At 65.3% G+C, this 25,804-nt stretch carries 22 protein-coding genes; 9 read left to right on the top strand and 13 right to left on the bottom strand.

What is annotated here, in order from left to right; translation table 11 throughout:
• Positions 1-79 precede the first annotated feature (79 nt).
• Positions 80-1,018, top strand: coding sequence for a LysR family transcriptional regulator (locus FAZ95_RS05040; protein ID WP_137331447.1), 939 nt, complete (start codon positions 80-82; stop codon positions 1,016-1,018).
• A gap of 48 nt (positions 1,019-1,066) precedes the next feature.
• Here the strand turns inward: FAZ95_RS05040 and ppc are convergent, their stop codons facing one another.
• Positions 1,067-4,189: a phosphoenolpyruvate carboxylase gene (gene ppc, locus FAZ95_RS05045; RefSeq protein ID WP_137331448.1), complete on the bottom strand. Its 3,123-nt coding sequence runs from the start codon at positions 4,187-4,189 to the stop codon at positions 1,067-1,069.
• Between the two features lie 426 nt (positions 4,190-4,615).
• Here ppc and hemC point away from each other — a divergent pair, with 426 nt between their 5' ends.
• From hemC to FAZ95_RS05060, 3 genes are read left to right on the top strand one after another with little or no spacing between them, the layout of a single operon-like run.
• A complete protein-coding gene (gene hemC / locus FAZ95_RS05050) occupies positions 4,616-5,599 on the top strand; it encodes a hydroxymethylbilane synthase (protein WP_137331449.1) in 984 nt (327 codons plus the stop codon).
• Positions 5,599-7,635 (top strand): fused uroporphyrinogen-III synthase HemD/membrane protein HemX, encoded by a 2,037-nt coding sequence (gene hemDX / locus FAZ95_RS05055; protein ID WP_137331450.1) that lies wholly within the window; start codon positions 5,599-5,601, stop codon positions 7,633-7,635. Before hemC ends, hemDX begins: the two co-directional genes overlap by 1 nt.
• A gap of 2 nt (positions 7,636-7,637) precedes the next feature.
• On the top strand, positions 7,638-8,831 hold the full coding sequence (locus FAZ95_RS05060; RefSeq protein WP_137331451.1) for a heme biosynthesis protein HemY: 1,194 nt from the start codon (positions 7,638-7,640) through the stop codon (positions 8,829-8,831).
• Between the two features lie 85 nt (positions 8,832-8,916).
• On the opposite strand, the gene FAZ95_RS05065 is transcribed toward FAZ95_RS05060, so the two are convergent.
• From FAZ95_RS05065 to FAZ95_RS05080, 4 genes are all read right to left on the bottom strand, one after another.
• Complete coding sequence (locus tag FAZ95_RS05065) at positions 8,917-9,327, bottom strand: hypothetical protein (RefSeq protein WP_137331452.1); 411 nt, start codon at positions 9,325-9,327, stop codon at positions 8,917-8,919.
• A gap of 318 nt (positions 9,328-9,645) precedes the next feature.
• Positions 9,646-10,962, bottom strand: a complete 1,317-nt coding sequence (locus FAZ95_RS05070; protein WP_137331453.1) for an MFS transporter — start codon at positions 10,960-10,962, stop codon at positions 9,646-9,648.
• A 46-nt stretch (positions 10,963-11,008) separates the two neighbouring features.
• Complete coding sequence (locus FAZ95_RS05075) at positions 11,009-11,767, bottom strand: SDR family oxidoreductase (protein WP_137331454.1); 759 nt, start codon at positions 11,765-11,767, stop codon at positions 11,009-11,011.
• 16 nt (positions 11,768-11,783) lie between these two features.
• Positions 11,784-13,223, bottom strand: a complete 1,440-nt coding sequence (locus FAZ95_RS05080) for an aldehyde dehydrogenase family protein (protein WP_137331455.1) — start codon at positions 13,221-13,223, stop codon at positions 11,784-11,786.
• Between the two features lie 243 nt (positions 13,224-13,466).
• Between FAZ95_RS05080 and ppa the strand changes: the two genes are divergently transcribed.
• A complete protein-coding gene (gene ppa / locus FAZ95_RS05085; RefSeq protein WP_137331456.1) occupies positions 13,467-13,994 on the top strand; it encodes an inorganic diphosphatase in 528 nt (175 codons plus the stop codon).
• Between the two features lie 140 nt (positions 13,995-14,134).
• Here the strand turns inward: ppa and FAZ95_RS05090 are convergent, their stop codons facing one another.
• Complete coding sequence (locus FAZ95_RS05090; RefSeq protein WP_137331457.1) at positions 14,135-14,446, bottom strand: GIY-YIG nuclease family protein; 312 nt, start codon at positions 14,444-14,446, stop codon at positions 14,135-14,137.
• 33 nt (positions 14,447-14,479) lie between these two features.
• Positions 14,480-15,649: a GNAT family N-acetyltransferase gene (locus FAZ95_RS05095; RefSeq protein WP_137331458.1), complete on the bottom strand. Its 1,170-nt coding sequence runs from the start codon at positions 15,647-15,649 to the stop codon at positions 14,480-14,482.
• Positions 15,650-15,845: 196 nt separating this feature from the next.
• On the opposite strand from FAZ95_RS05095, the gene FAZ95_RS05100 reads away from it, so the two are divergent.
• Positions 15,846-17,543 carry an NAD+ synthase gene (locus FAZ95_RS05100; RefSeq protein ID WP_137331459.1) on the top strand — a complete coding sequence of 566 codons (1,698 nt, stop codon included), beginning with the start codon at positions 15,846-15,848 and terminating at the stop codon, positions 17,541-17,543.
• 115 nt (positions 17,544-17,658) lie between these two features.
• On the top strand, positions 17,659-17,997 hold the full coding sequence (locus tag FAZ95_RS05105) for a P-II family nitrogen regulator (protein WP_121280827.1): 339 nt from the start codon (positions 17,659-17,661) through the stop codon (positions 17,995-17,997).
• 189 nt (positions 17,998-18,186) lie between these two features.
• On the opposite strand, the gene FAZ95_RS05110 is transcribed toward FAZ95_RS05105, so the two are convergent.
• From FAZ95_RS05110 to FAZ95_RS05130, 5 genes are all read right to left on the bottom strand, one after another.
• Positions 18,187-19,299: a porin gene (locus tag FAZ95_RS05110; protein WP_137331460.1), complete on the bottom strand. Its 1,113-nt coding sequence runs from the start codon at positions 19,297-19,299 to the stop codon at positions 18,187-18,189.
• A 588-nt stretch (positions 19,300-19,887) separates the two neighbouring features.
• Positions 19,888-20,667 (bottom strand): ABC transporter ATP-binding protein, encoded by a 780-nt coding sequence (locus tag FAZ95_RS05115; protein WP_137331461.1) that lies wholly within the window; start codon positions 20,665-20,667, stop codon positions 19,888-19,890.
• Between the two features lie 10 nt (positions 20,668-20,677).
• Complete coding sequence (locus tag FAZ95_RS05120) at positions 20,678-21,391, bottom strand: ABC transporter permease (RefSeq protein ID WP_137331462.1); 714 nt, start codon at positions 21,389-21,391, stop codon at positions 20,678-20,680.
• A 20-nt stretch (positions 21,392-21,411) separates the two neighbouring features.
• Entirely contained in the window at positions 21,412-22,101 is a 690-nt protein-coding gene (locus tag FAZ95_RS05125) for an ABC transporter permease (protein WP_137331463.1), read from the bottom strand.
• 529 nt (positions 22,102-22,630) lie between these two features.
• Entirely contained in the window at positions 22,631-23,164 is a 534-nt protein-coding gene (locus FAZ95_RS05130) for a periplasmic heavy metal sensor (protein ID WP_137331464.1), read from the bottom strand.
• Positions 23,165-23,389: 225 nt separating this feature from the next.
• Between FAZ95_RS05130 and FAZ95_RS05135 the strand changes: the two genes are divergently transcribed.
• Entirely contained in the window at positions 23,390-24,112 is a 723-nt protein-coding gene (locus tag FAZ95_RS05135; protein ID WP_137331465.1) for a response regulator, read from the top strand.
• Positions 24,096-25,409: an ATP-binding protein gene (locus tag FAZ95_RS05140; RefSeq protein WP_137331466.1), complete on the top strand. Its 1,314-nt coding sequence runs from the start codon at positions 24,096-24,098 to the stop codon at positions 25,407-25,409. Before FAZ95_RS05135 ends, FAZ95_RS05140 begins: the two co-directional genes overlap by 17 nt.
• Before the next feature lie 43 nt (positions 25,410-25,452).
• Here the strand turns inward: FAZ95_RS05140 and FAZ95_RS05145 are convergent, their stop codons facing one another.
• Positions 25,453-25,719, bottom strand: a complete 267-nt coding sequence (locus FAZ95_RS05145) for a double-stranded DNA-specific endonuclease (RefSeq protein ID WP_137331467.1) — start codon at positions 25,717-25,719, stop codon at positions 25,453-25,455.
• Between the last annotated feature and the right edge of the window lie 85 nt (positions 25,720-25,804).

Genomic DNA, 25,804 nt, shown 5'->3' on the forward strand with positions numbered 1-25,804 from the left:
ACTCGTCTGGAACTCTAAGCTAAATTTCGCCTCATAAAGCAAGTCAATTTTTAACCGTATAAGTTCTGCTTATCAGACGATGAAGACCCACCAACTGCGGGCGCTGACCGCGCTCGCCGAGCACGGCAGCATGCGGGCCGCCGCTCAGTTGCTGCACGTGACGCAGCCGGCGATTTCGCAAGCGATCCGTGAACTCGAGGAGCAGGCCGGCACGCAGCTCGTCGCGCGCTCGGCGAGCGGCGTGGTCCTGACCGAAGCGGGGCAGTTGCTGCTGCAGCACGCGCGGCGCGTCGTGCGGGAGATCGAGCTCGCGCAAAGCGCGCTCGCCGAGCATCTCGGCCGGCGCGACGCGCAGCTTGCGATCGGCGTCACGCCGCTGGCCGCCCCGCTTCTGCAGCGCGCGATCGCACCGTTTCGCAAGCGCTGCCCGCACACGCGGCTCGGCTTCTTCGAATACCGGCATTCGCGGATGCTCGAGCAGATCCGCGACGGCTCGCTCGACTTCGGCATCGCCACGTTCAGTGGCGAGCGGCGCGAGCCCGATATCGCGCATACGCCGCTCTTCACGTTCCAGCATGTGCTCGCGGTGCGTGCGGGCCATCCGCTCGCTGCATGCGACGACCTCGCCGCGCTCGCCGGGCTCGAGTGGCTCTACAACGGCACCCAAGAGGAGTTCGACGAGAGCGTCGGCGCGCTTTTTCGCGCGCGCGGGCTAGGCGCACCCGAGACGGTGACGCTGTGCACGTCGATGCTGCTTTATTGGGGCTTGGCGGCGGGATCCGATGCGGTCAGCGTGTGGACGAGCGCTGCCGTATTGACGGGGCGCAGCGGAAAACCCGCGCTTGCGCAGGTGCCCGTGCAAGTCGACATGCCGGCGGTCACGCTCGGGTTCGTGACGCGGCGCCACTACGTGCTGCCGCCCGCGGCGGAGACGCTGCGCTGGGCGATCGAGCAGGCGGCAAACCGCGCGCCGCCGAATTTCGATTCGTACGTGTGGTCGGAGGCGGGGATGGGGTAGGAGGCCGGCCGCGCACAGGTGCTGCGCGGCCGGCCCGGTGCGGCGTTCTCAGCCGGTATTGCGCAGCCCGGCGGCGATCCCGTTGATCGTCAGATGAATCCCGCGCCGCAGCCGCACGTTGGTCTCGCCCGCGCGGTGACGCTTGATCAGCTCGACTTGCAGGTGGTTCAGCGGGTCGAGGTACGGGAAGCGGTTCTTGATCGAGCGCGCGAGCAGCGGATTGTCGGCGAGCCGCTCGTCCTTGCCGGTGATCTCGGAGAGCACCTTCGACGTGCGCTCCCACTCCGCGACGATGCGCTCGAACACGTGCTTGCGCAGCTTCTTGTCGGCGACGAGCTGCGCGTAGCGCGAGGCGACCGCGAGATCGGTCTTGGCGAGCACCATGTCCATGTTCGACAGCAAGGTCGAGAAGAACGGCCAGCTCCTGTACATCTTCTTGAGCGCCGCGAGCCGCCGCGCGCGCTCGGCGTCGCTGCCCGCGCCGTCCAGATGCGCGGCCACCGCGCTGCCGAAGCCGTACCAGCCCGTGAGCAGAAGCCGGCACTGCCCCCACGAAAAGCCCCACGGAATCGCGCGCAGATCCTCGATCTTGCGGTTCTTCGGGTCTTGCAGCTTGCGCGACGCGGGCCGGCTGCCGATGTTGAGCTCGGCGATTTCGGCGATCGGCGTCGACGAGAAGAAATACTCGGTGAAGCCGGGCGTCTCGTAGACGAGCGCGCGATAGGACGCCATCGCGGCATCCGACAGCGTCTGCATCGTTTCCTCGAACGCGGCGAGGTTCGCGCCCGGCACGCTGCCCGCGTTGCCTTGCGGCAAGAGCGACGCTTCGAGCGTCGCGGCGACCACCGTCTCCAGGTTGCGCCTGCCGATCTCCGGATTGCTGAACTTGCTCGCGATCACTTCGCCCTGCTCGGTCAGGCGGATCTGGCCGTCGACGGTGCCGGGCGGCTGCGAGAGGATCGCCTGATAGGTCGGGCCGCCGCCGCGTCCGACCGTGCCGCCGCGGCCATGGAAGAGCCGCAGCGTGATGCCGCGTTCCTTGAACAGCGCGACGAGCGCCAGCTCCGCGCGATACAGTTCCCAATTCGACGTGAGGAAGCCGCCGTCCTTGTTGCTGTCCGAATAGCCGAGCATGACTTCCTGCTCGCCGTCTTGATGCTCGACGATCGCGTCGACGCCGGGCAGCGCGAAATAGTCGCGCATGATGTGCGGCGCGTTGCGCAAGTCGGGGATGGTTTCGAAGAGCGGGATCACCATCAGGCCGTTTCTCGCGCTCGTGTGCGCACTGCCGAGCACGCCTTCGAGCAGGCCGGTTTCCTTCTGCAGCAGCAGCACCTCGACCAGGTCGCTCACGGTTTCCGTGTGCGAAATGATGTAGTTGCGCACGGCGCGCGCGCCGAAGCGCTGGCGCGTCTCGCGGGCCGCCTCGAGCACGCCCAGCTCGCTCTTCGCCAGATCCGAGTAGTCGAGGTACGGCGAGCGCAAGGGCCGCGGCTGCGAGAGTTCCGCGACGAGCACGCGCAGCTTGTCCGCTTCCGGCAGAGACGCGTAGTCGGGCTCGACGCCCGCTTTCTTGAGCAGCTCGGCGATCACGGCTTCGTGGATGTCGGAGCTCTGGCGCAGGTCGATGCTCGCCAGATGGAAGCCGAACACCTCGGAGGCGCGCGCGAGGGGAGCCAGGCGCGGGGTCGCGAGCGATTCGCCGTGATGCCCGGCGAGCGAATCGATCAGCACCTTGAGGTCGCGCGTGAATTCGCTCGCGTCGGCGTAGGGCTTCGCGCGCACCTGCGGGCCGCTGCGGCCCGCGCCGCGCACCGGCACGACGCCTTCGCCGAGGCGCACGCGCGCGCTCGCCGCGAGCCGCGTGTAGATGCCGATCAGCGCGCGGCGGTACGGCTCGTCGACGCGGTGAGGCGACTGGTCCGGCGACGCGGCCGCGAGCTCCTTCAGCGCGTCGCTCGCGCTCGCGAGCATGTTCGACACCGACAGCTCCGCGCCGAGCTTGTGCACTTCTTCGAGGTAGTGCTCGAGAATCACGGCGGCTTGGCGCGAGATCGCTTCTCCGAGCGTCGCGGCAGTCACGTTCGGATTGCCGTCGCGGTCGCCGCCGATCCAGCTGCCCATCTGGAAGAAGGGCGGCAGGCGCGTGGCGAGGCCGTGCTCGGCGAGCTCGGCTTCGATGTCGGCGTAGAGCGCCGGAATCTCGTTCAGGAACGTCGCGCGGTAGTACGACAGCGCGTTGTCGATTTCATCGGCGACGGTCAGGCGCGAGTCGCGCAGCATGCGCGTCTGCCAGAGCGACGTGACGCGCGCGCGCAAGAGCGCCTCGTTCTGTGCCCGTTCGCGGGCGGTGAGCGGCTGGTCGCGCTCGGCGAGCAAACGCGCGATGTCGCGCTGCGCATCGAGGATGCTCTTGCGCGACACTTCGGTCGGGTGCGCGGTGAGCACCGGCATGATCAGCGCGTGGTGGAAGAACTGCTCGAGCACCGGCGTGGCGGCGGCGCCCGCTTGCGTCAGGCGCGCGAGCGCGTAGGCGATCGTGCCCGCTTGCGGCGCGGAGCCCGCGAGCGCGTGGACGCGGCGGCGGCGGTTGTGGTGGCGGTCCTCGGCGATGTTCGCCAAGTGCGAGAAATAGCTGAACGCGCGCACGACGCTCACCGTCTGCTCGGGCGTGAGCGCGCGCAGCTTCTTGTCGAGCGTCTGCGCGGCGCTGCTGTCGTCTTCGCGGCGGAATTTAACGGCGCTTTGGCGAATCGTCTCGACGACGTCGAACACCGTGTCGCCTTCCTGCTCACGCACGACGTCGCCGAGCAGGCGGCCGAGGTAGCGGATGTCCTGGAACAGCGGCTGATCCTTGTCCTCGCGGCTGCGGCCTTGCGCGCGCGGCGCTGGCGCGCCGGCCTGGCTCGCGTCGTTGGCTGCATTTTTCGCCCGGGACTTGGCCGGCGTTTTCGCTTCGGCGAGCGGCGCAACGGCTTCGGCATCGATGGCTTGCACCGCCTTGATGGCTTTGGCGCTCTTGGCCGATTGAGCCGCTTTCACGGTTTTTGCGGCCTTCGCCGCTTGGGTTGCCTTGGCCGATTTGGCTGCCTTCGTGGCCGATGCGGCCGATGCGTGGGCGGGCGATGCAGCGTTGCGGCGGGCAGGGCGCGCCGATCCGGAAGACGTCACGATGATTTCCTCAGTGAAGCCAGAGTCTATGAATAGATGGATGGACTGCGGGTAAAGCAACTGCGGAACCTACGATAGCCGCGCCCAATTTCGAGATGCGGCGGGCGAACTGCGGACATCGGTACTGCGTTCATTGCTGCAAGTGCCGCGGGCGGCTGGGTCCTTGCGGGACGGACCTTGCATTGCATCATCGCTCATGCGGCGCCGGTGTGCGCGAACGAGCGTGCGTGCGATGGACCGGGCTCGGGCTTATGGCTTGGGCTCCGGTGGTGTCGGGGCAGTGCTGCGGAGGTGGGCGGCGCAAGCGGGTTGCGCCGTTGTCTCCGGACGGCAGCAAGGCCTCGGGTCGGGCCTGTCCGGATAATCGGCCAGGGCCTGCGTGCTACCATTCTTCGTTATCCATCCCGTCATTCGAAGCCCTACGCAATGAACTCCGAGACGCTTTCCGCCACTCCGCCGCGCACGCTCGTGATCGCTTCGCGGGAGAGCCGCCTGGCGATGTGGCAGGCCGAACACGTGCGCGATGCGCTGCACAAATTATATCCATCTTGCGACGTAAAAATCCTCGGAATGACGACACGCGGGGATCAGATTCTCGATCGCACCTTGTCGAAAGTCGGTGGTAAGGGGCTCTTCGTGAAGGAGCTCGAGACCGCGCTCGCCGACGGCCGCGCCGATCTCGCCGTGCACTCGCTGAAAGACGTGCCGATGGAGCTTCCCGAGGGTTTCGTGCTCGGCGCCGTCATGGAGCGCGAAGACCCGCGCGACGCGTTCGTTTCGAACGACTACGCATCGCTTTCGGCGCTGCCGGCGGGCAGCGTCGTCGGCACGTCGAGCCTGCGCCGCGAAGCGATGCTGCGCGCGCGCTATCCGCAGCTCGTCGTGCGGCCGCTGCGCGGCAATCTGGATACGCGGCTCGCCAAGCTCGATCGCGGCGAGTACGCGGCGATCATTCTCGCGGCCGCGGGTTTGAAGCGCCTCGGCCTTGGCGCGCGCATCCGGGCGCTGCTCGACGCGGGCGACAGCCTTCCCGCAGCCGGCCAGGGCGCGCTCGGCATCGAGATTCGCGCGGGCCGCCCCGAGCTCGCGGCGTGGCTTGCGCCGCTGCATCACGAGGCGACGGCGCTTGCCGTCGAAGCGGAGCGGATGGTGTCGCGCGCGCTGGGCGGCAGCTGCGAGGTGCCGCTCGCCGCGCACGCGATGTGGCACGACGGCGCGCTGCATTTGAAGGGCCGCGTGTCGACGCCCGACGGCGCGCGCGTCCTCGCGGCCGAAGCGTCCGCACCCGTGACGAGTTCGGAGCGGGCGCTCGCGCTGGGTCGCGAAGTCGCGGCGTCGCTCGAAGCGCAGGGCGCGCTCGAGATCGTCCGCTCGCTCGCCGCCGGCAACGGCGGCCAGCCCGGCGCGTGATGGCGGGCGTCACGAACGGCCGCCCGCAGCCGGGCGCGTTCACGGCGGTCGTGACCCGACCGGCCGGACAGTCGGGTGACCTGTCCGCGCGCCTTGCCGCCGAGGGCATCGAAACGCTCGAATTTCCGCTGATCGATATCGCGCCTGTCGTGGACGACGCGCCGCTGCGTGCGGCGTTCGCGTCGCTCGATAGCTATGCGCTTGTCGTGTTCGTGTCGCCGAACGCGGTCGATCACGCGTTTGCGGCGTTCGACGCGATCTGGCCGCATGCGCTGCCGATCGGCGTGGTGGGCCCGGGCAGCGTCGCGGCGCTGGCCCGCCATGGGGTCGCCGCGCCCGGGCATCGCATCGTGAGCCCGTCGTCTTCGGTCGACGACGACGGCGCGCGCTTCGACTCGGAAGCGCTCTATGCCGCGCTCGAAGCGGAGCTCGGAGAGGGCGAGTTCGACGGCAAGCGCGTCTTGATCGTGCGCGGCGACGGCGGCCGCGAATGGCTCGCGGATCGCTTGCGCGAGGCCGGCGCGCAGGTCGAGGCAGTCGCCGCGTACCGGCGCGTCGTGCCGGACCCGTCGATCGGCGCCTGGGAGCGCGTGCACGCGCTGCTCGCCGGTGCGCCGCACGCGTGGCTCGTGACGAGCTCCGAGGGCGTGCGCAATCTGAACGACCTCGCGCACGAGCATCTGACGGCGACCGAAGTCACGGCGCTCAAGCGCGCGCCGCTTGTCGCGCCCCATCCGCGCATCGCCGAGACCGCGCGCGGATTCGGTTTTGATAGCATTACGATGTCCGGCGCGGGCGATGAGCGCATCGTCCGCGCACTCGCCGCCTGCGCGCAGGCGCAGCGCGCCGCGCCCAGCGCGGCGGCGCCTAGCGCCTCCTTCGATCAACCGGCTTCGACCAACCCGGCCCCTACACGCATGAGCGATACGAACGATACCAACAACGTGACTCCCCAGCCGGCCATGGCGCCGCCGCCGTTGCCGCCGAACCCGCCGTATACGCCCTACGAAGCGCAAAAGCGCGGCGGCATGGGCATGGCGCTTCTGTGGTTCATCGTGATCGTGTTCCTCGCGGCGGCGGGCGTCGGCGGTTTTGCGCTCAATCGCAAGGTCGAGCGCATGGACGCGCGGCTCGCGCAACGCCAGCAGGCGAACGACGCGCAGGTAGCCGAGCTGCGCGCGAAGACCGATCAGGCGGTCGCCACCGTGCATCAGGTCGATTCGCAGTTCTCGCAACTCGAAGGTAAGCTCGCCGATGCGCAAAATGCGCAGCAGGCGCTGCAGCAGCAATATGCCGACCTCGCGCGCAATCGCGACGACTGGACGCTCGCCGAAGTCGAGCAGATGCTGTCGAGCGCGAGCGAACAACTCCAGTTGACGGGCAACACGCAGCTCGCGCTGTTCGCGCTGCAAAGCGCGGACTCGCGGCTCGCCGCGTCGGACAGCTCGCAGGCGCTGGCCGTGCGCAAGGCGATCGCGCAGGACATCGACAAGCTCAAGGCTGCGCCGTCCACCGATTTGACGGGCCTTGCCATCAAGCTCGACAACGCGATCGAACAGGCCGACACGCTGCCGCTCGCAGGCGAAGCGCCGATAACGCACGCCACGCCGCACGCGAGCACGCCGGCCGACACGGCGAAGGTCGCGGCCGCGACCGGCGAGCCGCGCTGGAAAGTATGGTGGGAGGAATTCACCACGGGCATCGGCCAGCAGTTGACGAGTCTCGTGCAGGTGCGCCGTATCGACAACGCCGATGCAATGCTGAACTCGCCGCAGCAGGGCTATTTCATTCGCGAGAATCTGAAGCTGCGCCTGTTGTCGGCGCGGCTTGCGCTGCTCTCGCGCAATCAGACCACGCTCAAGTCGGACCTCGCCGCCGCTGACGCCGCGCTGGCGCGCTACTTCGACGCGTCGTCGAAGCGCACGCAGACCGTAGAGGGGCTGGTGAAGGACGTGGAGCGGGGCTCGGCGGCGGTCGAAGTGCCGAACATCGACACGAGCCTGCAGGCTGTCCATCAATACAAGAGCCGGGGTTGACGATGGCGATCCGAGGACTCTTGTGGCTCGCGCTTCTCTTCGTGATCGCGGTCGTGCTCGCTACGGTGGGGCGCTTCGATGCCGGCCAGGTGCTGCTCGTCTATCCGCCGTATCGCGTGGATATCTCGCTGAACCTGTTTATCGTCGCAATCGTCGTGCTGTTCATCCTGATGTATGCGCTGATGCGCATCGTGCGCAACATCTGGAAGATGCCGCAGCGCGTCTCCGCGTATCGCGCGCGTTCGCGCGAGGCGAAGGCACATGCCGCGTTGCGTGAAGCTATCGGTAATTTGTTTGCGGGCCGCTTCTCGCGCGCTGAGAAAGCTGCGCGCGATTCGCTGACGAACCAGGCGAACAAGGGTGCCGCCGGCTTGGTCGCGGCGGCGGCTGCGCACCGGATGCGCGAATACGCGCGCCGCGACGAGTGGCTTGCGCAGATCGACGCCGCCGATTGGCAGGACGCGCGCCTGATGGCGAGCGCCGACATGCGCGCCGACGGCCGCGACGCGGACGGCGCGCTCGCCGCGCTGACCGAGATGCAATCGCAAGGTGGCCGCCGCATTCACGCGCAGCAGATCGCGCTGCGCGCGCAGCAGCAGTTGAAGAACTGGTCGGAAGTGTTGAAGCTCGTCAAATCGCTCGAAAAGCGCGAGGCGATCCACCCGGCGGCGGCGGTGCGCTTGCGCCAGCAGGCCGCCGAAAACCTGCTGCGCGACCGCCGCCATGACGCGGACGAGTTGTTGGCGCTGTGGAATTCACTGCCGGCGAGCGAGCGGCAATCGCCGCGGCTCGCGGACTTGGCCGCCGAACTGCTGGTCGCGTTGAACAAGCACCAGGCCGCGCGCAAGATCGTCGAGGATGCGCTCGCGAACAACTGGGACGCGCGCTTGCTGCGCCGTTATCCGGAGACCGCGGGCGGCGACGCGCTGCCGCTGATCCAGAAGGCGGAGGCGTGGCACAAGGAGCGCCCCGACGACGCCGATCTGCTGTTCTCGCTCGGCCGCCTGTGCCTGCATCAGCAGCTTTGGGGCAAGGCGCAGTCGTTCCTCGAACAAGCCTTGAAGATGGCGGGCGACAACGAAGCGCTGACGATCCGCACGCACCGCGCCCTTGCGCGGCTGTTCGAGCAGCTCGGCGATGCCGGGCGTGCGAACCAGCATTACCGAGCCAGCGCGCTGGCGATGAACGTGGTTTGACGTGGCGGCAACTGGCGGTGCGATCCAGCTGATCGGCACCGCCGCTGCGACTTCATGAGCGATCGATGGGCCGGGCGCTCATCGATCATTGCTTCCGCATGCCGCATGAGGTGATTGCGCGGTCCGGTTGCACCGAATTCTTCCATTCCGGCAGGTCCCGTTTCTGGTACGCCTCGACCGAGGGGTAGCCTGTGACGTCCCAGACTTCGCCGTCGTAGTGCGTCAGCGCAATCACGGCGTTGCGGCACTGCTTCGTGCGTTCCACGAGACGGTACGCGATCCGGGGATGGTCGCCCGTCATATCCTTATCGAGGATTTCGTAGCGAACCGGGCCGCACTTGCTGAAGCTGGACGTCCATTCGATTGTCTTCGACCGGACAAACAGCCCGCCGAAGCAGGCACGGCCCTCGCCATGAAACACCCCGGTTAGTGGTGCGTCCGCGGCATTCGAGAAAACGGGTGCCGCCGATGCGGCCAAGAGCAGGGCAAGTTTCATGGCGCGCGTGTGACTTCCTTCTTCTGTTTGAACATCACCGATAGCGCGTACTCCAGCTTTTGCGCGTACGTCGGATCACCGACGTTGTAGTAGGCAGCGATATGTTCGTACTTTTTGCTGGCTTCGTGCCTTACCTCTCCGTCTGTCGATTTGAAGGGGAGGGTACTTTACTGCTCTGTTGTCACGAAGATATCTGTGTATTTCTTGAGCAAGATCATTGCTCAATGGGTTAGCCTTGATGAGGTTTAATCGAATTGTCCGAGTATCCCTAGCCAATTGCCGCTCGCTCGCTAGCGAGCGGCAATTGGCTCTGCAGTGCTACTTATTCACCATCCTCCCAGGCACGCTCAGCACCAACAGTCCGCCGAGCACCATGAACGCCGCGAGCATATACATGCCCGAATCGTTCGCCGCCGTGGCTTGCTTGAGCCAGCCCACCGCGTAAGGGCTGAGGAAGCCCGCGAGGTTGCCGATCGAGTTGACCATCGCGATGCCGGCCGCCGCGCCTGCGCCCGCGAGGAAGGACGTCGGCAGGCTCCAGAAGAGCGGCAGTGTCGTGATGATCCCGGCCGTGGCGATCGTGAGCGCTGTCATGGCGAGCAGCGTGTTATGCGCCCAGGCCACCGACAGCACCAGCCCCACCGCGCCCGCCGCCGCCGGCAGCGCGACGTGCCAGCGGCGCTCGCGCATGCGGTCGGCGCTGCGCGCGATCAGGACCATTGCGATGACGGCCGCCGCGAACGGAATCGCGGATAAGAGGCCGATCGCGAAGGCGTCGGTCACGCCGGTCGCCTTGATGATCGTCGGCAGCCAGAAGCTCACGCCGTACAGCCCCATCACGAACGAAAAGTAGATCAGGCTCATCAGCAGCACGCGCGGGCTCGTCAGCACGGTGCCGAGCGGCGGGTCTTCCTTCTCGGCCTCCTCGGCCTTGATGTTGCGCTCGAGCAGTTGCTTTTCTTCGTCGGTCAGCCACTTTGCCTTGCCGATCCGGTCGTCGAGCATCGCGAACACGATCACGCCGACGACGATCGACGGCAAACCTTCGAGCAGGAACAGCCACTGCCAGCCGTGCCAGCCATTGACGCCGTTGAAGGTCTTCAGGATGTAGCCGGAAATCGGGCCGCCGATCACACCTGACAGTGCGATTGCGGTCATGAACCAGGTCGTCATACGTCCGCGCCGGTGCGCCGGATACCAGTAGGTGAGGTAGAGGATGATGCCGGGGAAGAAGCCCGCTTCGGCGAGGCCGAGCAGGAAGCGCATGACGTAGAACATGGTCGGCGTCGTGACGAACATCGTCAGCGCGGAGATGATGCCCCACGTGATCATGATCCGCGCGATCCAGATGCGCGCGCCGACCCGGTGCAGGATCAGGTTGCTCGGCACTTCGAAGAAGAAGTAGCCGATGAAGAAGATGCCTGCCCCGAGGCCGTAGACGGTGTCGCTCAATTGCAGGTCGGCGGCCATTTGCAGCTTGGCGAAGCCGATGTTGACGCGATCGAGATACGCGACCACGTAGCACAGCAACAAGAGCGGCGTGAGCCGGCGTGCGACTTTACGGTAGGTCGCTTCCTCGAATGTCGACGGCGCGCCGGCACCGGGAAGCGGAAGCTGGTCTGCTGAACTTGCCATGTTGTCTCCTCTTTTTTGTGTGGATTGTGTGGATTGTGTGGATGCCTCAGACGCAGCGCCCGCCGTCGACTTCGAGACAGACGCCGGTGACGAATTCGGCTTCGTCCGAAGCCAGATAGAGCGCGGCATTCGCGATGTCCTGCGGCGTCGAAAAACGCCCGAGCGGAATGCCGGCGAGAAAGCGCTGGCGATTCTCGGGGGTATCTTCCATGCCCATGAACTCGGTCATGAGCCCGGTCTCGCCGATCACGGGGTTCACGCAGTTCACGCGTATCCGGTCGGGGCCGAGTTCGGCGGCGAGCGCCTTGCTGGCGATGATCATCGCGCCCTTGCTGCCGTTGTACCAGACGAGGCCCGGGCGCGGCCGCACGCCTGCCGTCGACGCGATGTTGACGAACACACCGCCGCCGCGTTCGCGGAAATACGGCACGAATTCCCGCACGCTCCAGTAGAGGCCCTTCACGTTCACGGCGTAGACGCGGTCGAATTCGCTTTCCGTCACGTCGAGCACGGGCTTGTTGCGATGCGTGGCGCCTGCGTTGTTGACGACGATCTGCACGCTGCCGAAGTCGTCGATCGCGGCGATACGCAGCGCGTGCCAATCGGCCTCTTTCGAGATATCGCCGGCTACCGCGATCGCCTTGCCGCCCGCGAGCGCGATCTCGCTCGCGACGCGTTCTGCCGCCGCGCCGTTCAAGTCGTTGACAACGACGTTCGCGCCTTCGCGCGCGTAAGTCTTCGCGATGCCTTCGCCGAAGCCCGAGCCGCCGCCCGTGATCACTGCTGTTTTGCCCTTCAAGCGCATGTTGTCTCCTGTTGTATCACCCGTGCTTGATCGCGATCGTCTTCAAAACCGTGAAGCCATACAGCGCCTCGAAGCCCTTTTCGCGGCCATGGCCCGAGTGTCCGACGCCGCCGAACGGCAATTCGACGCCGCCGCCCGCGCCGTAGTTGTTGATGAACACCTGACCCGAGCGCACGCGTCGCGCGAGGCGCAGCTGGCGCGCGCCGTCGCGCGTCCAGATGCCGGCCACGAGCCCATAGGGCGTGCCGTTCGCGAGCGCGACCGCTTCGTTTTCGTCGTCGAAGGGCAGGGCGGCGAGCACCGGCCCGAACACCTCTTCGCGCGCGAGGCGATGGGCGGGCGGGACGTCGCGCAAGAGCGCGGGCGCTTGATAGAAGCCGCTTTCGGGCGCGTCGCCAACGACTTCGCCGTGCGCCGCCATCGGAATGCCGTCGTGCTGCGCATCGGATAGGAAATCCCATACGCGCCGCTGCTGTTTTGCGCTGATGAGCGGTCCGCAATCGAGATCGGCGCGGCTCGGGCCCACGCGCAGCTCGCGGAACCGCGCCGCGAGGCGCTCGAGCAGCGGCTCGTACACGGCGCGCTCGATCAGCACGCGGCTGCCCGCCGAGCAGGTCTGGCCGGCGTTCTGCACGATCGCCGACACGAGCGTCGGCAGCGCGGCGTCGAGATCGGCATCGGCAAACACGATTTGCGGCGACTTGCCCCCCAATTCGAGCGTAACCGGCACGTGGTTCTCGGCCGCCATCTGCGCGACGAGCTTGCCGGTCTCGGGCGAGCCGGTGAACGAGATGTGATCGATGCCGGGATGGCGTGCGAGTGCCGCGCCGGCTTCGTGTCCGAAGCCGGTGACGATATTGAGCGCGCCGGGCGGCAGCCCCGCCTCGGCGGCGAGCGCGGCGACGCGGAGCACCGACAGGCACGCGTCTTCAGCCGGCTTCACGACGCACGCATTGCCCGCCGCGAGCGCGGCGCCGACGCTGCGCCCGAAGATTTGCATCGGATAGTTCCACGGCACGATATGGCCCGTGACGCCGTGCGGCTCGCGGATCGTCAGCACCGTGTAGCCGGACTGATAGGGAAGGGTTTCGCCGTGGAGCTTGTCGGCGGCGCCCGCGTAGAACTCGAAGTAGCGGGCGAGCGCGGCGGCGTCGGCGTGCGCCTGCTTGAGCGGCTTGCCGGTATCGCGCGCTTCGATCTGCGCGAGCTCTTCGTGGCACGCGGCGACCAGCATCGAGAGCCGGTACAGCACGCGTCCGCGTTCCGCGGCGCTCGATTGGCCCCATTCGCCGGCGAACGCGGCGCGCGCGGCCGCGACTGCGCTGTCGATGTCGGCCGGGGTGCCGCGCGCGATTTGCGCGAAGGTCTCGCCGTCGGACGGGTCGATCACGGCGATCGTCTCGCCGCCGGAAGCGGCGGCCCATCCGCCCCCGATGAAGTGCTTCGCTTCTTCCATGCAAACTCCTCGCCGGCCAGTTAGGGATTCCACAGCGGAGATTCGATCGAAACGGAAATGCGCGGTCGATTATCGCGCCGATCGGCGGCCAAGTGCGCATGGCCGATTGGCTATAATGCGCTTTCTTCCTGTCCGGTCTGCCCGGCGCGAGGCGAGAGCGGCCTTCGGTGGCTGACGCCGGTCTCGCAATAGGGCGGCAGGGCCGTGTGTTACGAATTCCTTCCTCTTTCTTCAGAGAACGTCATGAGCTTCAATCACGTCCCCGCAGGCAAAGACATCCCTAACGACTTCAACGTCGTCATCGAAATTCCGGCGCAAAGCGACCCGGTGAAATACGAAGCAGACAAGGACCTGGGCTTGCTGGTCGTCGACCGCTTCATCGGCACGGGCATGCGCTATCCGGCGAACTACGGCTTCATTCCGCAGACGCTGTCGGGCGACGGCGACCCGGTCGACGTGCTCGTCGTCACGCCGTTCCCGCTGGTCCACGGCTGCGTGGTGCGCTGCCGCGCGCTCGGCATGCTGCAGATGACCGACGAATCGGGCGTCGACGCGAAGCTCATCGCTGTGCCGCAAGACAAGCTGTGCCCGATGACGGCGCACATGAAGTCGATCGACGACGTGCCCGAGTACCTGAAAGACCAGATCAAGCACTTCTTCGAGAACTACAAGGCGCTCGAGAAGGGCAAGTGGGTGAAGGTCGACGGCTGGGTCGGCCTCGAAGCCGCGCAGAAGGAAATCACCGAAGGCGTCGCGAACTACAAGAAGTAAGAGTAAGCGGCGGCGAGGACTTCAGGGCGGTGCGAGCCGGGCGGCGTCAGGTGTCGAGCCTGCGTCGCGAATCCCTGAGGGCGACGCAAAACCGCGCGAACCGTCAAGGTTCGCGCGGTTTTTCATGGGCATGCCGCCGCTCAGGACGCTTCGGTTTGCGCGTCGTCTTCGTCAGGCGGCGGAGGCGGCAGCACCGATTCGAGCGTGAATACGCCCGCCGCCAGTTCGCGCTTTTTGCCGGGCGCGAGCCGCTTGACCCAATATTCGGCGCGCAATGCGCTCGATCGGTCGCCAACTTCGAACGAAGCGAGGATCGCCACCGGCTTGCGCGAGCGCGTATAGCGCGCGCCCATGCCGCTTGCGTGCTTGTCGAAACGCGCAGCGACATCGACGGCGATGCCCGTATAGACGCTGCCGTCCGAGCATTCGAGCAGGTAAAGAAACCAGGGCATCGTGAAGGGGTGAGAAGGGCGGCGCAGCCGCCATCAAGTCTTGAAAGGATTGTGCTCGCGCAATTCGTCGATATGCGCGTGAATCAGATTCGCCTCATTGGCGAGGAAGCGCCCCACCGCATCCTCGAACGCCGGATGCGCGAGCCAGTGCGCGGAACGCGTGATCGTCGGCAGAAAGCCGCGCGCCATCTTGTGCTCGCCTTGCGCGCCGCCTTCGAAGCGGTCGAGCTTTTCCTCGATGCAGAATTCGAGCGGCTGGTAATACGCGGTCTCGAAGTGCAGGCACGGCACGTGTTCGAGCGCGCCCCAGTAGCGGCCGTAGAGCGTGCCCCCGGTCGCGTCGTTGCGCTCGTAGACGACGAGCGAGCTCGCAATCGGTTTGCCTTCGAATTCGGCGATGACGAGCAGCAGGTTCTCCGGCATCGTTTCACCGATTCGCCGGAAAAAGTCGAGATTCAGATAAGGCGACGAGTAGTGCTCGCGGTAGGTCTGCCGGTAGCACTTGCTGAAGAAGCGCCAGTCGGCGTCGGTGGCGTCCTCGCCGCGCACGCGCCGGAACGTGATGCCCGCTTCGCGTACCTTGCGGCGTTCCGCGCGGATGTTCTTGCGCTTTTTTTGTTCCAGCGTCGACAGAAAATCGTCGAAATCGCGGTAGCCGTCGTTGAGCCAGTGAAACTGGATGCCTTCGCGCTGCATCATGCCGAGGTCGGTCAGCGCGCGCGTTTCGGTTTCGGTCGGGAACAGCACGTGCAGCGACGACACGTCCATCTGCTTCGCGAGCGCGACGAGCGTGGCCGCGAGCTGGCGCTGCGCGGTGGCGTCGGCGGCGAGCATCCGGCTGCCCTGCACCGGCGTGAACGGCACCGCGCAGACGAGCTTCGGATAGTACGCGAGCCCGTTGCGCTGATACGCGTCGGCCCAGGCCCAGTCGAACACGTATTCGCCGTAAGAGTGGCTCTTCAGATACAGCGGCGACGCGGCCGCGAGCCGCCCCGTGCGCGTGTCGGTGAGCGTGACGAAGCGCGGCGCCCAGCCGGCGTGCTCGCTCGCGCACTGCGTCGTGGTCAGCGCGCTCAGGAATTCGTGCCTGAGGAATGGCGTAGGCTGCGGCTGAAGCGCCAGCAGGCCGTTCCACTCCGCCGCGTCGACCTCGAGAGGAGACGCGAGAAGGCCCATGCGATAATCGAAGCGTTCTTGTTTCAACGGTGTGACTGTTCCACGTGGTCCGGCGGTGCGGCTCCGGGTTGTCGTCTTCGGGGTTGTCCGCTGATGATGGGCCGGTGCGAACGGCGCAATCCGAAAGAGACGCCACGCCCCTTGCCCCTCATGTTGCGTGCTGTCATCGCGTTTCGCAATGACAGGCGCTTTCCGGCAAGCCGGGCCCAGCTACCGACCCGACATGAAAACCCGAATCGCACTTGCTCAAATCAATGTCACTGTCGGCGACTTCGCCGGCAACGTCGCGAAGATCGTCGCCGCCGCGCGCGCGGCCCACGACGACGGCGCAAAGCTGCTTGTCGCGCCGGAGCTCGCGCTTTCCGGCTACCCGCCGGAAGACCTGCTGCTGCGCCCCGCGTTCTACGCCGCGAGCGCCGCTGCACTGGCCGACCTCGCCGCTCAGCTCGAGCCGTTCGCCGGCCTGCACGTGATCGTCGGCCATCCGCATCGGGAAGCCGCGAGCGACACGAACGGCCATGGTAATGCAAACCGGCCCATCGAGCGTGGCCTGCCGCCCGTCGATACGTACAACGCGGCGTCGCTGATCGTCGACGGCAAGATCGTCGGCACGTATGTGAAGCAGGAACTGCCGAACACCGAGGTGTTCGACGAAAAACGCTATTTCGCCGCCAATCCGACGCCGTTCGTGTTCACGCTCGACGGCGTCAAGTACGGTGTCGTGATCTGTGAGGACGCGTGGCACGCATCGGCGGCGCAGCTCGCGAAGGCGGCGGGCGCGCAGGTGATCGTGATCCCGAACGGCTCGCCGTATCACTTGAACAAGGAGGCGGTGCGCGTCGATATCCTGCGCGAGCGGATCGCCGAGACCGGCCTGCCGATGATCTACGTGAACATGGTCGGCGCCCAGGACGAGCTCGTCTTCGACGGCGGCTCGTTCGTGCTCGACGCGCAGGGCAAGGTGGTCGCGAAGATGCCGCAGTTCGTCGAAGGCCATGCGATCGTCGAGTTCGACGGCGCGACGCCGCAGAAGGGCAAGATCGCGCCTGAACAACCGCTCGAGGCGCAGGTCTACGCGGCGCTCGTCATGGGTGTGCGCGACTACATCGGCAAGAACGGCTTTCCGGGGGCGATCATCGGGCTTTCGGGCGGGGTCGATTCCGCGCTCGTGCTGGCCGTGGCCTGCGACGCGCTCGGTGCCGACCGCGTGCGCGCCGTGATGATGCCGTCGCGCTACACGGCCGATATCTCGACGACCGATGCCGCCGACATGGCGCGGCGCGTCGGCGTGCGCTACGACGAGATCGCCATCGCGCCGATGTTCGACGCGTTCCGCGGCTCGCTCGCGAAGGAGTTCGAGGGCCGCGCGGAAGACGCGACCGAGGAGAACATCCAGGCGCGCATCCGCGGCACGCTCTTGATGGCGTTGTCGAACAAATTCGGCTCGATCGTGCTGACGACGGGCAACAAGAGCGAGATGGCCGTCGGCTACTGCACGCTCTACGGCGACATGGCGGGCGGCTTCGCGGTCATCAAGGACATCGCGAAGACGCTCGTCTACCGTCTCTGCCGTTACCGCAATGCGGCAACCGCGTTCGAGAAGCGCGACATCATCCCCGAGCGGATCCTGACGCGCGCGCCGTCGGCCGAGTTGCGCGAGAACCAGACCGACCAGGACAGCCTGCCGCCGTACGACGTGCTCGACGAAATCATGCGGCTCTACATGGAAGAGGACAAATCGCTCGGCGAGATCGTCGCGGCCGGCTTCGCGGCCGACGACGTGAAGCGCGTCACGCGCCTCATCAAGATCAACGAATACAAGCGCCGCCAGGCGCCGATCGGCATTCGCGTCACGCACCGCGCGTTCGGCCGCGATTGGCGCTATCCGATCACGTCGCGCTACCACGAACCCATCGAATGACCGAACCGGCGACACGCGCCGCGTGCATTCGCGCCCATTGTGCGGATGGCGCTGCACACGGCGCGGCGTAGAATCGAACCCATCTCATTCTTTCCAAACGCTTGCGAGGCACGCCATGAAACGCATCACCGCCATCATCAAACCGTTCAAGCTCGACGAAGTGCGCGAGGCCCTCGCGGAAGTCGGGCTGACTGGGCTGACCGTCACCGAAGTCAAGGGCTTCGGGCGCCAGAAAGGCCACACGGAGCTGTATCGGGGCGCCGAATATGTCGTCGATTTCCTGCCCAAGGTGAAGATCGAGGTGGTGGTGGCGAGCGCGCAGTGCGATCAGGTGATCGACGCGATCATCGGCGCGGCGCGCACCGGCAAGATCGGCGACGGGAAGATCTTCGTGACGGATGTCGAGCGCGTGATCCGCATCCGGACCGGCGAAGAGAACGAAGCGGCGGTTTGAGTTTGGAATCTGCGGTCGCGCTGCCGTTGCGCGGCGCGGCCGCCGCTTGAAGACCAAACCGGCGTCACGCCGGTTTTTTTGCGCCCAAAATGAAAAAACGGTGCGACGCCCTTTCGGACACCGCACCGATACGCGCCTCTCGCAGCAGCGTGAAACTTGTGTTGAAACTGTTCTGATTACACCGTTCGATTAGAACGAGTGCTGGATACCTGCGTACACGCCGGTCTGGCTGTGGCCCGACAGCGGGTTGTCTGCGTTGCCGATGCCGTTTGCTTCCAGGCTGAGGGTCGAGTTGTTGCTGTTGCGAATCGTCGCGACCTGAAGGTCGAGCAGCGTGCGCTTGGACAGGTTGTACGAACCGCCGATCGTGTACATCGTCCCGTTGCCGCCGCCGTTGTTCGCATTGGCGTGATAGACAGCCGCAATCAGCGCGGCCGCCGGCGTCGCCTGCCACGTCACGCCGCCCCATTCGTGGTCGACCGAGGTCGCGGCCGTCGTGATCTTCGAGCCTGACGTACGAAGCGCCTCGTAGCCGCCTTGCACCTTGAACTGGCCGAGGAACACGTTGACCATCGCCATGTAGTCACGGCCGTAGTTGTACGCGCCGCTCGCCACCGGGTTCGCGCTGCCGGTAGCATCGCCGTTCAGCTGACCGTTGAGCGGATTGCGGATTTCGTCATACAGGCCACGAACCTGGAAGAGTGCCGACGTGTAGGTCAGTTGCAGGCCGGCTTCGCGGCCTTGGCTCGTCGTGCCGTTGCCGTTCCAGTTCGTCGCGTTCGACAGCGAATACTGGCCGTAGACGTCAAAGCCGTACCACTTCGGCGACTGATACGAAATGTTGTTGCTCGACTGCGGCCAGTTGCGGCCGCGCACGAGCGAAGCCGACGACCAGGACGACTGACCGAACGGGTCGAAGTCCCAAATGCCGTTCGAAATGAAGAGTTCGCGGCCGAGCAGGAAGGTACCGAATTGATCGTTCGCGAAGCCGATGGTCGCCCAGCGATTCCAGATCTGGTTGGTTCCGCCGAGGTTGCCGTTGAACGTGTTGAAGGAGCCTTCCAACTGGAACACCGCCTTCGTGCCGCCGCCCAGGTCTTCAGCACCCTTCAAGCCCCACAGGCTGGTACCCCAGTCGCCGCTTTCCGCGCGCCAGCGGCTCGTCGAGCCGCCCGTGCTGTTCGGAATGCCGCTCATATATTCGATGCCGGCGTCCAAGCGCCCGTACAGCGTCACGCTGCTTTGTGCGTGTGCGATTACGCCTGCAGACATAAGCGCCGCGGCGAGCAAAGCTTTCTTCATCATCTCCTCCATTACCCTGTCAAAAATGCAGCCACTACTGCGAATAGCGCCCGGCGTGCAGACGCCGGGCGGGAATTTTTATATCCAGGGAGACCTGCGGTGGGGCCGACGCGCGATGCCAAATGGCGGTTGTCCCCGAGCACGGCGCGTGTAGTGGGCCAGCTGTCTGTCGCAGTTCCGATCCCCTCGTTGACCGGTGTCTCCTCTGCGTTTTGAAGTAAAACTACTTTTCAAGAACTTTGTTTTGCTACTTTGGTTACTAATTTAGCAAAAATACACTTCAGTGGCGAAGAAAATCGTAGTTCGGCTAGCTGGTGTCTCTAAATTGCAATACCAGTGTGGTCTAGGTGCGTCAGGGAACCCCATAGGGATGCCGAAAATCCTTGTCTGATAAGGGACGCAGCATTCCTAGACAGATGCGTCAAGGAATTTCACTATTGACGACCCAATTGGGTGGGAGTAGGCGGCTAGTTGCGCCTGATTGATAAGGGCTTGCCGGCTAAAGGCTGGCTTTTATGGGATTTGAAAGGAAAATAAAAGGCGCTGAAAGCGCCTCGAAAAATAATCGAATCGGATTTTATGCGGCTCCTATTTGAGGCTGCCCGACAAGAATTGCCGGAGCCGTTCGCTCTTCGTGTTTTGGAAGACGTCGTTGGGGTGACCTTCTTCCTCGATGCGTCCTTGGTGCAGGAACACGACGTGGTTCGATACGTTGCGCGCGAAGCCCATTTCGTGGGTCACGACGATCATCGTGCGGCCTTCCTCGGCGAGCTTCTGCATCACCTTCAGCACTTCGCCGACGAGCTCCGGATCGAGCGCCGAAGTCGGCTCGTCGAACAGCATCACGTCGGGGTTCATCGCGAGCGCGCGCGCAATCGCGACGCGCTGCTGCTGGCCGCCCGACAGATGCGACGGATATTGCTTCTCGACACGCGGCGCGAGCCCCACCTTCTCCAAATACTGACGCGCGCGTTCCTCGGCTTCGCGGCGCGCCAGGCCAAGCACGTGGACCGGCGCTTCGATCACGTTCTCGAGCACGTTCATGTGCGCCCACAGGTTGAAGTGCTGGAACACCATCGAGAGCTTCGTGCGCATGCGCTGCAACTGCTTCTGGTCGGCTACGCGCAGCGCGCCGGCCTTGTCTTTCTGTGTGCGGACTTCTTCGCCGTCCAGAAAAATGCGCCCCGCGTTCGGCTGCTCGAGAAAGTTGATGCAGCGAAGGAACGTGCTCTTGCCTGAGCCGGACGAGCCGATGATGCTGATCACATCGCCGGCGTTCGCTTTGAGCGACACGCCTTTGAGCACCTCGTGGTTGCCGAATTGTTTGTGCAGATCGTCGACGAAAAGCTTGTGCATCGGGGAATTCATGGAAAGGGTCTTACTTGCCTTGCGGGCGCAGATAGGCGAGCCAGTGCTGCTCCGCGCGTCGGAACAGCGCGACGAGCGCAAACGAGATGATGAGATAGAGCAGGGCGGCAATGCCGAACGCCTGGAACGACATATAGGTGGCCGAGTTCACGTCGCGAGCGATCTTGAGAATGTCCGGGACGGTGGCCGTGAAAGCGACGGTCGTCGCGTGCAGCATCAGGATCACTTCGTTGCTGTAAAGCGGCAGCGAGCGCCGCAACGCCGACGGCAGGATCACGCGCCGGTACAGCGTGAACGACGACATCCCATACGCGCGCGCCGCCTCGATCTCGCCGTAGGCGGTCGACTTGATCGCGCCCGCGAAAATCTCGGTGGTATACGCGCAGGTGTTCAGCGCGAAAGCGAGCAGCGTGCAGTGCATGCCGTCGCGGAAGAAGTCGTTGAGCAGCACGTTGCCGCGGACGACTTCGAGGCTGTAGAGGCCCGTATAGCAAAGCAGCAGCTGCACGTAGAGCGGCGTGCCGCGGAAGATATACGTATAGAGCCACACCGCGCTCGACAGCCACTTCTTCTTCGATACGCGCGCCACGGCGAGCGGCACCGAAAGACAGAAGCCAAAGCCGATCGACACGACGAGCAGCCACAGCGTGATGACGACGCCCGTCAAGCGGTAGCCGTCGCTATATAGATAGTTGCGCCAGTATTCTTGAATCAGCTCGATCATAGTTCCGCCTGCCGTTGCGCTTAAAGGTCCGCTTTACGAACGCCGATCGAGTAGCGCTTCTCGAGCCAGAGCAGCACCAGATTCGAAACCGTCGTGATGGCGAGATAGATCGCGCCTGCCAGCAGCGTGAAGAAGAAAAAGCGCAGCGTGCCCTTGCCGGCGTCCTGCGACGCTTTGACCACGTCGGCCAAGCCGATGATCGAGACGAGCGCGGTCGCCTTGACCATCACCTGCCAGTTGTTGCCGATGCCGGGCAGCGCGAAGCGCATCATCTGCGGGAACATGATGCGCGAGAACGTCTGCCAACCGGTCATGCCGTACGCGGCGCCCGCTTCGAGCTGGCCGCGCGGCACGGAAAGGAACGCGCCGCGGAAGGTCTCGGTGAAGTACGCACCGTAGATGAAGCCGAGGACGATCACGCCGGCCACGAACGGATCGATGTCGATCTGATCCCAGCCGAGCAGGTCGGTGAGGTTGTTCAGCCAGATCTGGATGCTGTAGAAGAGCAGCAGCATCAGCACGAGATCGGGGACGCCGCGAATGAGCGTCGTATACAGCGCACCGGCGCCGTAGGTGACGCGGTTCTTCGACAATTTCGCGGCCGCGCCGAGCAGGCCCAGCACAAATGCGAACGCGAGCGAAAGAACCGCCAGCTTGACGGTCTGCCAGGTGCCCGCGAGGATCAGCGGGCCATAGCCTTGAAGGAACATAGGAGGTCCTTGACGGCGCGCCGGGCGCGCCGCGAAAGACGCGATTCCCGACAGCTTGGCGCCGTCCGTGCGGGTGAGGGCGCGCGATGCTGTCGCGCATCGCTGTGAAATACATGACCGTCTCGCCGTGCAGCCGGTGAGGGGCCGCAATGGGGGCGGGCAAAGCGCGTGAGGCGCTTGGCTGACGCCGTACTTCGGCAAGACGGCGCGTTTGTCGGCCGTACTGCGGCGACCGTGCTGCGTATTGCTTCTACAGTATTGCTGCTACGAAAAGCGCGGTATTTTACCCGAAGCCGCGCGCGGCGCTACTGCGGCGAACCCCGAGCGGCGCCGGCAAGCGAAAACGAAGGGCGGTGCAATCGATCGGGAAGCGCGGACATTGCGCCGATGTCCGGCGGTGAGCGGCCGTAAAAAAACGCCACGCGGCGCAGGTCATGCGCGCGTGGCGTTTTCCTCAACGCGGCGCCGGCAAAGGCAGGCCGCGGGCCAAGGCATCACTGTGGCGCTGCGGGCGCCGCAGCGGCCCGGATTACTGCGCGGGCATCGCGTCCGAGGCCACGCCCTTCTTATGCTGCTCCCAGCGCTGTTCCATCTTTTCGTGCATCTGCTCCATCTTCGCGAAGTGCTGCTTGAGCGCCGTGCTGACGATGGTCTTTTGCTGGTCGTTCAGGCCGTTGTAGAAGGCGAGCCAAGCTTGTGCGGTCTGTTCGTGAAGCTGCTGATCCTGCTGCATCGCCTTCATGTGAGCGTCATGCAGCGCGTTCAGGTCGAGGATCGGCTGCTGCTGCATCGCCTTGAACTGCTCGTGCATCTGCTTGTGATTCGCGCGCAGCGTCTCACGGTTTTGCTTCATGGTGTTGAGGGCGTCCTGCCACTGCTTTTCCTGATCCGGAGAGAGCTTCAGCTGGGCGTGCAATTGATTCAGCTGCTTTTCGAAGCCGCCATGGTGCCAGCCGCCCGGGCCGCCCATCGGCATGCCGCCTTGGGCGGCGTAAGCGGCGCCGAACGTCACGGCGAGCGATGCGGCGGCAACGGCGAGATAGCGCGAGATCTTGTTTTTCATCGAAGACTCCTAAGAATAAATACGCCGACATTGCGTTTCGCCGCTTGGGTTGGACGCGGCGCGCCATCGGTTAGGCATAGGCTAGTCAGCCGGCGAGCGCGTCGTGTTACGTGGTGCAGAGGGCGTATTACGCTAAATTACGGGGGACTTTGGCAGTAATACCCGGTAACCCATTAGCGTGTTTGCTCACCGAAAGCGTGAGCGGTGCGCGTTAAACTTCGTCCCATGGCTACTCAAATTCTTGTCGTCGACGACGACTCCGAACTGCGCGATTTGCTGCGCGACTACCTCGTCAAACAGGGCATCGAGGTTTCGGTGCTGCACGACGCCGGCTCGCTCGAGCGGCGTCTCGAGCGCGAGCGTCCCGATCTGATCGTGCTCGACCTGATGATGCCGGGCGTCGACGGCCTTACCGCACTGCGCAAATTGCGCGCGGCGGGCGACGACATCCCCGTGATCATGCTGACCGCGCGCGCGGACGACGTCGACCGCATCGTCGGCCTCGAACTGGGCGCCGACGACTACCTCGGCAAGCCGTTCAATCCGCGCGAGCTGCTCGCACGCGTGCAGGCGGTGCTGCGGCGCCGGCGCACGGTGCCGTCGGCGGCACCCGAGCAGCGCGAACCGTTTTTGTTCGGGCGCTTCCAGCTCGACTTCCAATCGCGCACGCTGAATATGGAAGGCAAGCCGCTCACGCTCTCGGGCAGCGAATTCGCGCTCTTGAAGATCTTCGTGAATCATCCGATGCGCACGCTCACGCGCGAGCGCCTGCTCGAACTGCTGCACGGGCCCGAATACGACGGCACCGATCGCGGCATCGACGTGCAGGTGTGGCGTCTGCGCCGCATTCTCGAAACCGACCCGTCGACGCCGCGCTTCATCCAGACCGTGCGCGGCCGCGGCTATGTCTTCGTGCCTGACGGCGAGCAAAATGCGCCGGCCAATTGATTCGCTGTTCGGACGGCTGGCGCTGCTCGTGATCGCCGTCCTGCTGTTGTCGCATTTTGCGTGGTTCCTGCTGATCCGCTTCGAGCGCAACCAGTTCCAGGCGCGCTATGCGGTGGAGGAGGCGACATTCCTGGTCGACGCCGTGCGCCAGCACGTCAAGCTCACGCCGAACCAGCCGCTGCCGTCGCGCGTGCGCCTCGTCGATCCGACGAGCGCCGACATCCCGCCCGAGAATCCCGACTTGCCCGGCTCGCTGAAGCGCTTCGCCGACGACGTGCACGACCGCATGCCGGCGGGCTCCGATGTCCGGATCGTCGGGGGGCGCCCGCCCCAGCTGTGGGTGCACGAGGCGGGCGACCGCGACTGGATCGTCGTGCCGGTGCAGCCGCTGCGTCCGGCGCGGCCGTTCGACCAGATGCTGATCTGGCTGTCGTCGATCTTTTCGCTGGCCGTGATGTGCGCGCTCTTTGTCGCGTGGCGGCTGCAAAAGCCGCTGACCTCGCTCGCCCAGGCGGTGACCCGCTTCGGCCGCGGGCTGCCGGTGCCGCCCTTGAAGGAGCGCGGGCCGCGCGAGCTGCGCCAATTGACGCACGGCTTCAATCAGATGGTGCAGGAAGTGTCGCGCACCGAAAATGATCGCGCGGTCATGCTGGCCGGTGTCGCGCACGATCTCAGGACGCCGCTGGCGCGCCTGCGGCTGCGCGCGGAGATGATGGAAGAGGCGAAGATGCGCGACGGCGTCGTGCGCGACGTCGATTCGATGACGCACATCGTCGATCAATTCCTCGTGTTCGCCCACGGCGGCGTCGATCGCAGCGAGCCGGTCGAGGTCGACGAGCAGTGCGAGCGCATTGCCCGGAGCTACCGGGCGGCATCGACGGGCGCGCCGAGCGTGCAAACCGAGCTCGCCGCCGGCGCGGGTTTCCGGCTGCCCGCCGCGACGCTCGACCGGATCTTGTCGAATTTGCTCGAAAACGCGCATGCGTACGGCGCCCCGCCCGTGCACATCGAGACCGCGCGCACGCCGGCCGCCTGGACGCTGGTGGTCAGCGATCATGGTCAGGGGATTGCCCCGCAGGATCTGATCAATGCGAGCCGCCCGTTCGTGCGGCTCGACCCGGCGCGCGGCGGCAACGGGCACAGCGGCCTTGGCCTCGCGATCGTCGACCGGCTCGTGCGCCGCGCGGGCGGCGTGTGCGAGATCGGCAATCAGGAAGGCCGCGGCTTGCGTGTGCTGATGACGTTCCCGTTAGAAGCGCTGCCGCGCACGACAGCGGAATCCGAAGCGGTCTGGTAGGCGCGGGCGCTTTTTCTACGAAAGCGCCCGTGCAGGCGGGCGTTTATTCGGCGAACAGCGTGTTGAGCGCGGCGGCGGCTTCGCTGTCGACCGTGTTGTACGTGACGCTGTTGGCCTCGAAGATGTAGTGCGTCGTGTACTTGCCGAGCTTCTCCAGAATCTCCTCCTGGATCGTTTCAGGCGCCACGTCGAGTTTCAGGTACCACGCCGTCGATGACAGCCGGCTCTGGAACGCGCCGTACTCGGCCAGTAGATGGTCGAACGCAGCGGCGTCCTGATCCCGGCAGACGATGACCAGATTCCCTTTCATGGATACCTCCCAGGTTGGATCAAAGACTTTCGTATGAAAGTCGATCATACCTTGAGGCTGCCTCATGCCGTTTTGACGTCGACTT

Origin of the sequence: Trinickia violacea, from assembly GCF_005280735.1 — a bacterium.
GTDB lineage: Bacteria > Pseudomonadota > Gammaproteobacteria > Burkholderiales > Burkholderiaceae > Trinickia_A > Trinickia_A violacea.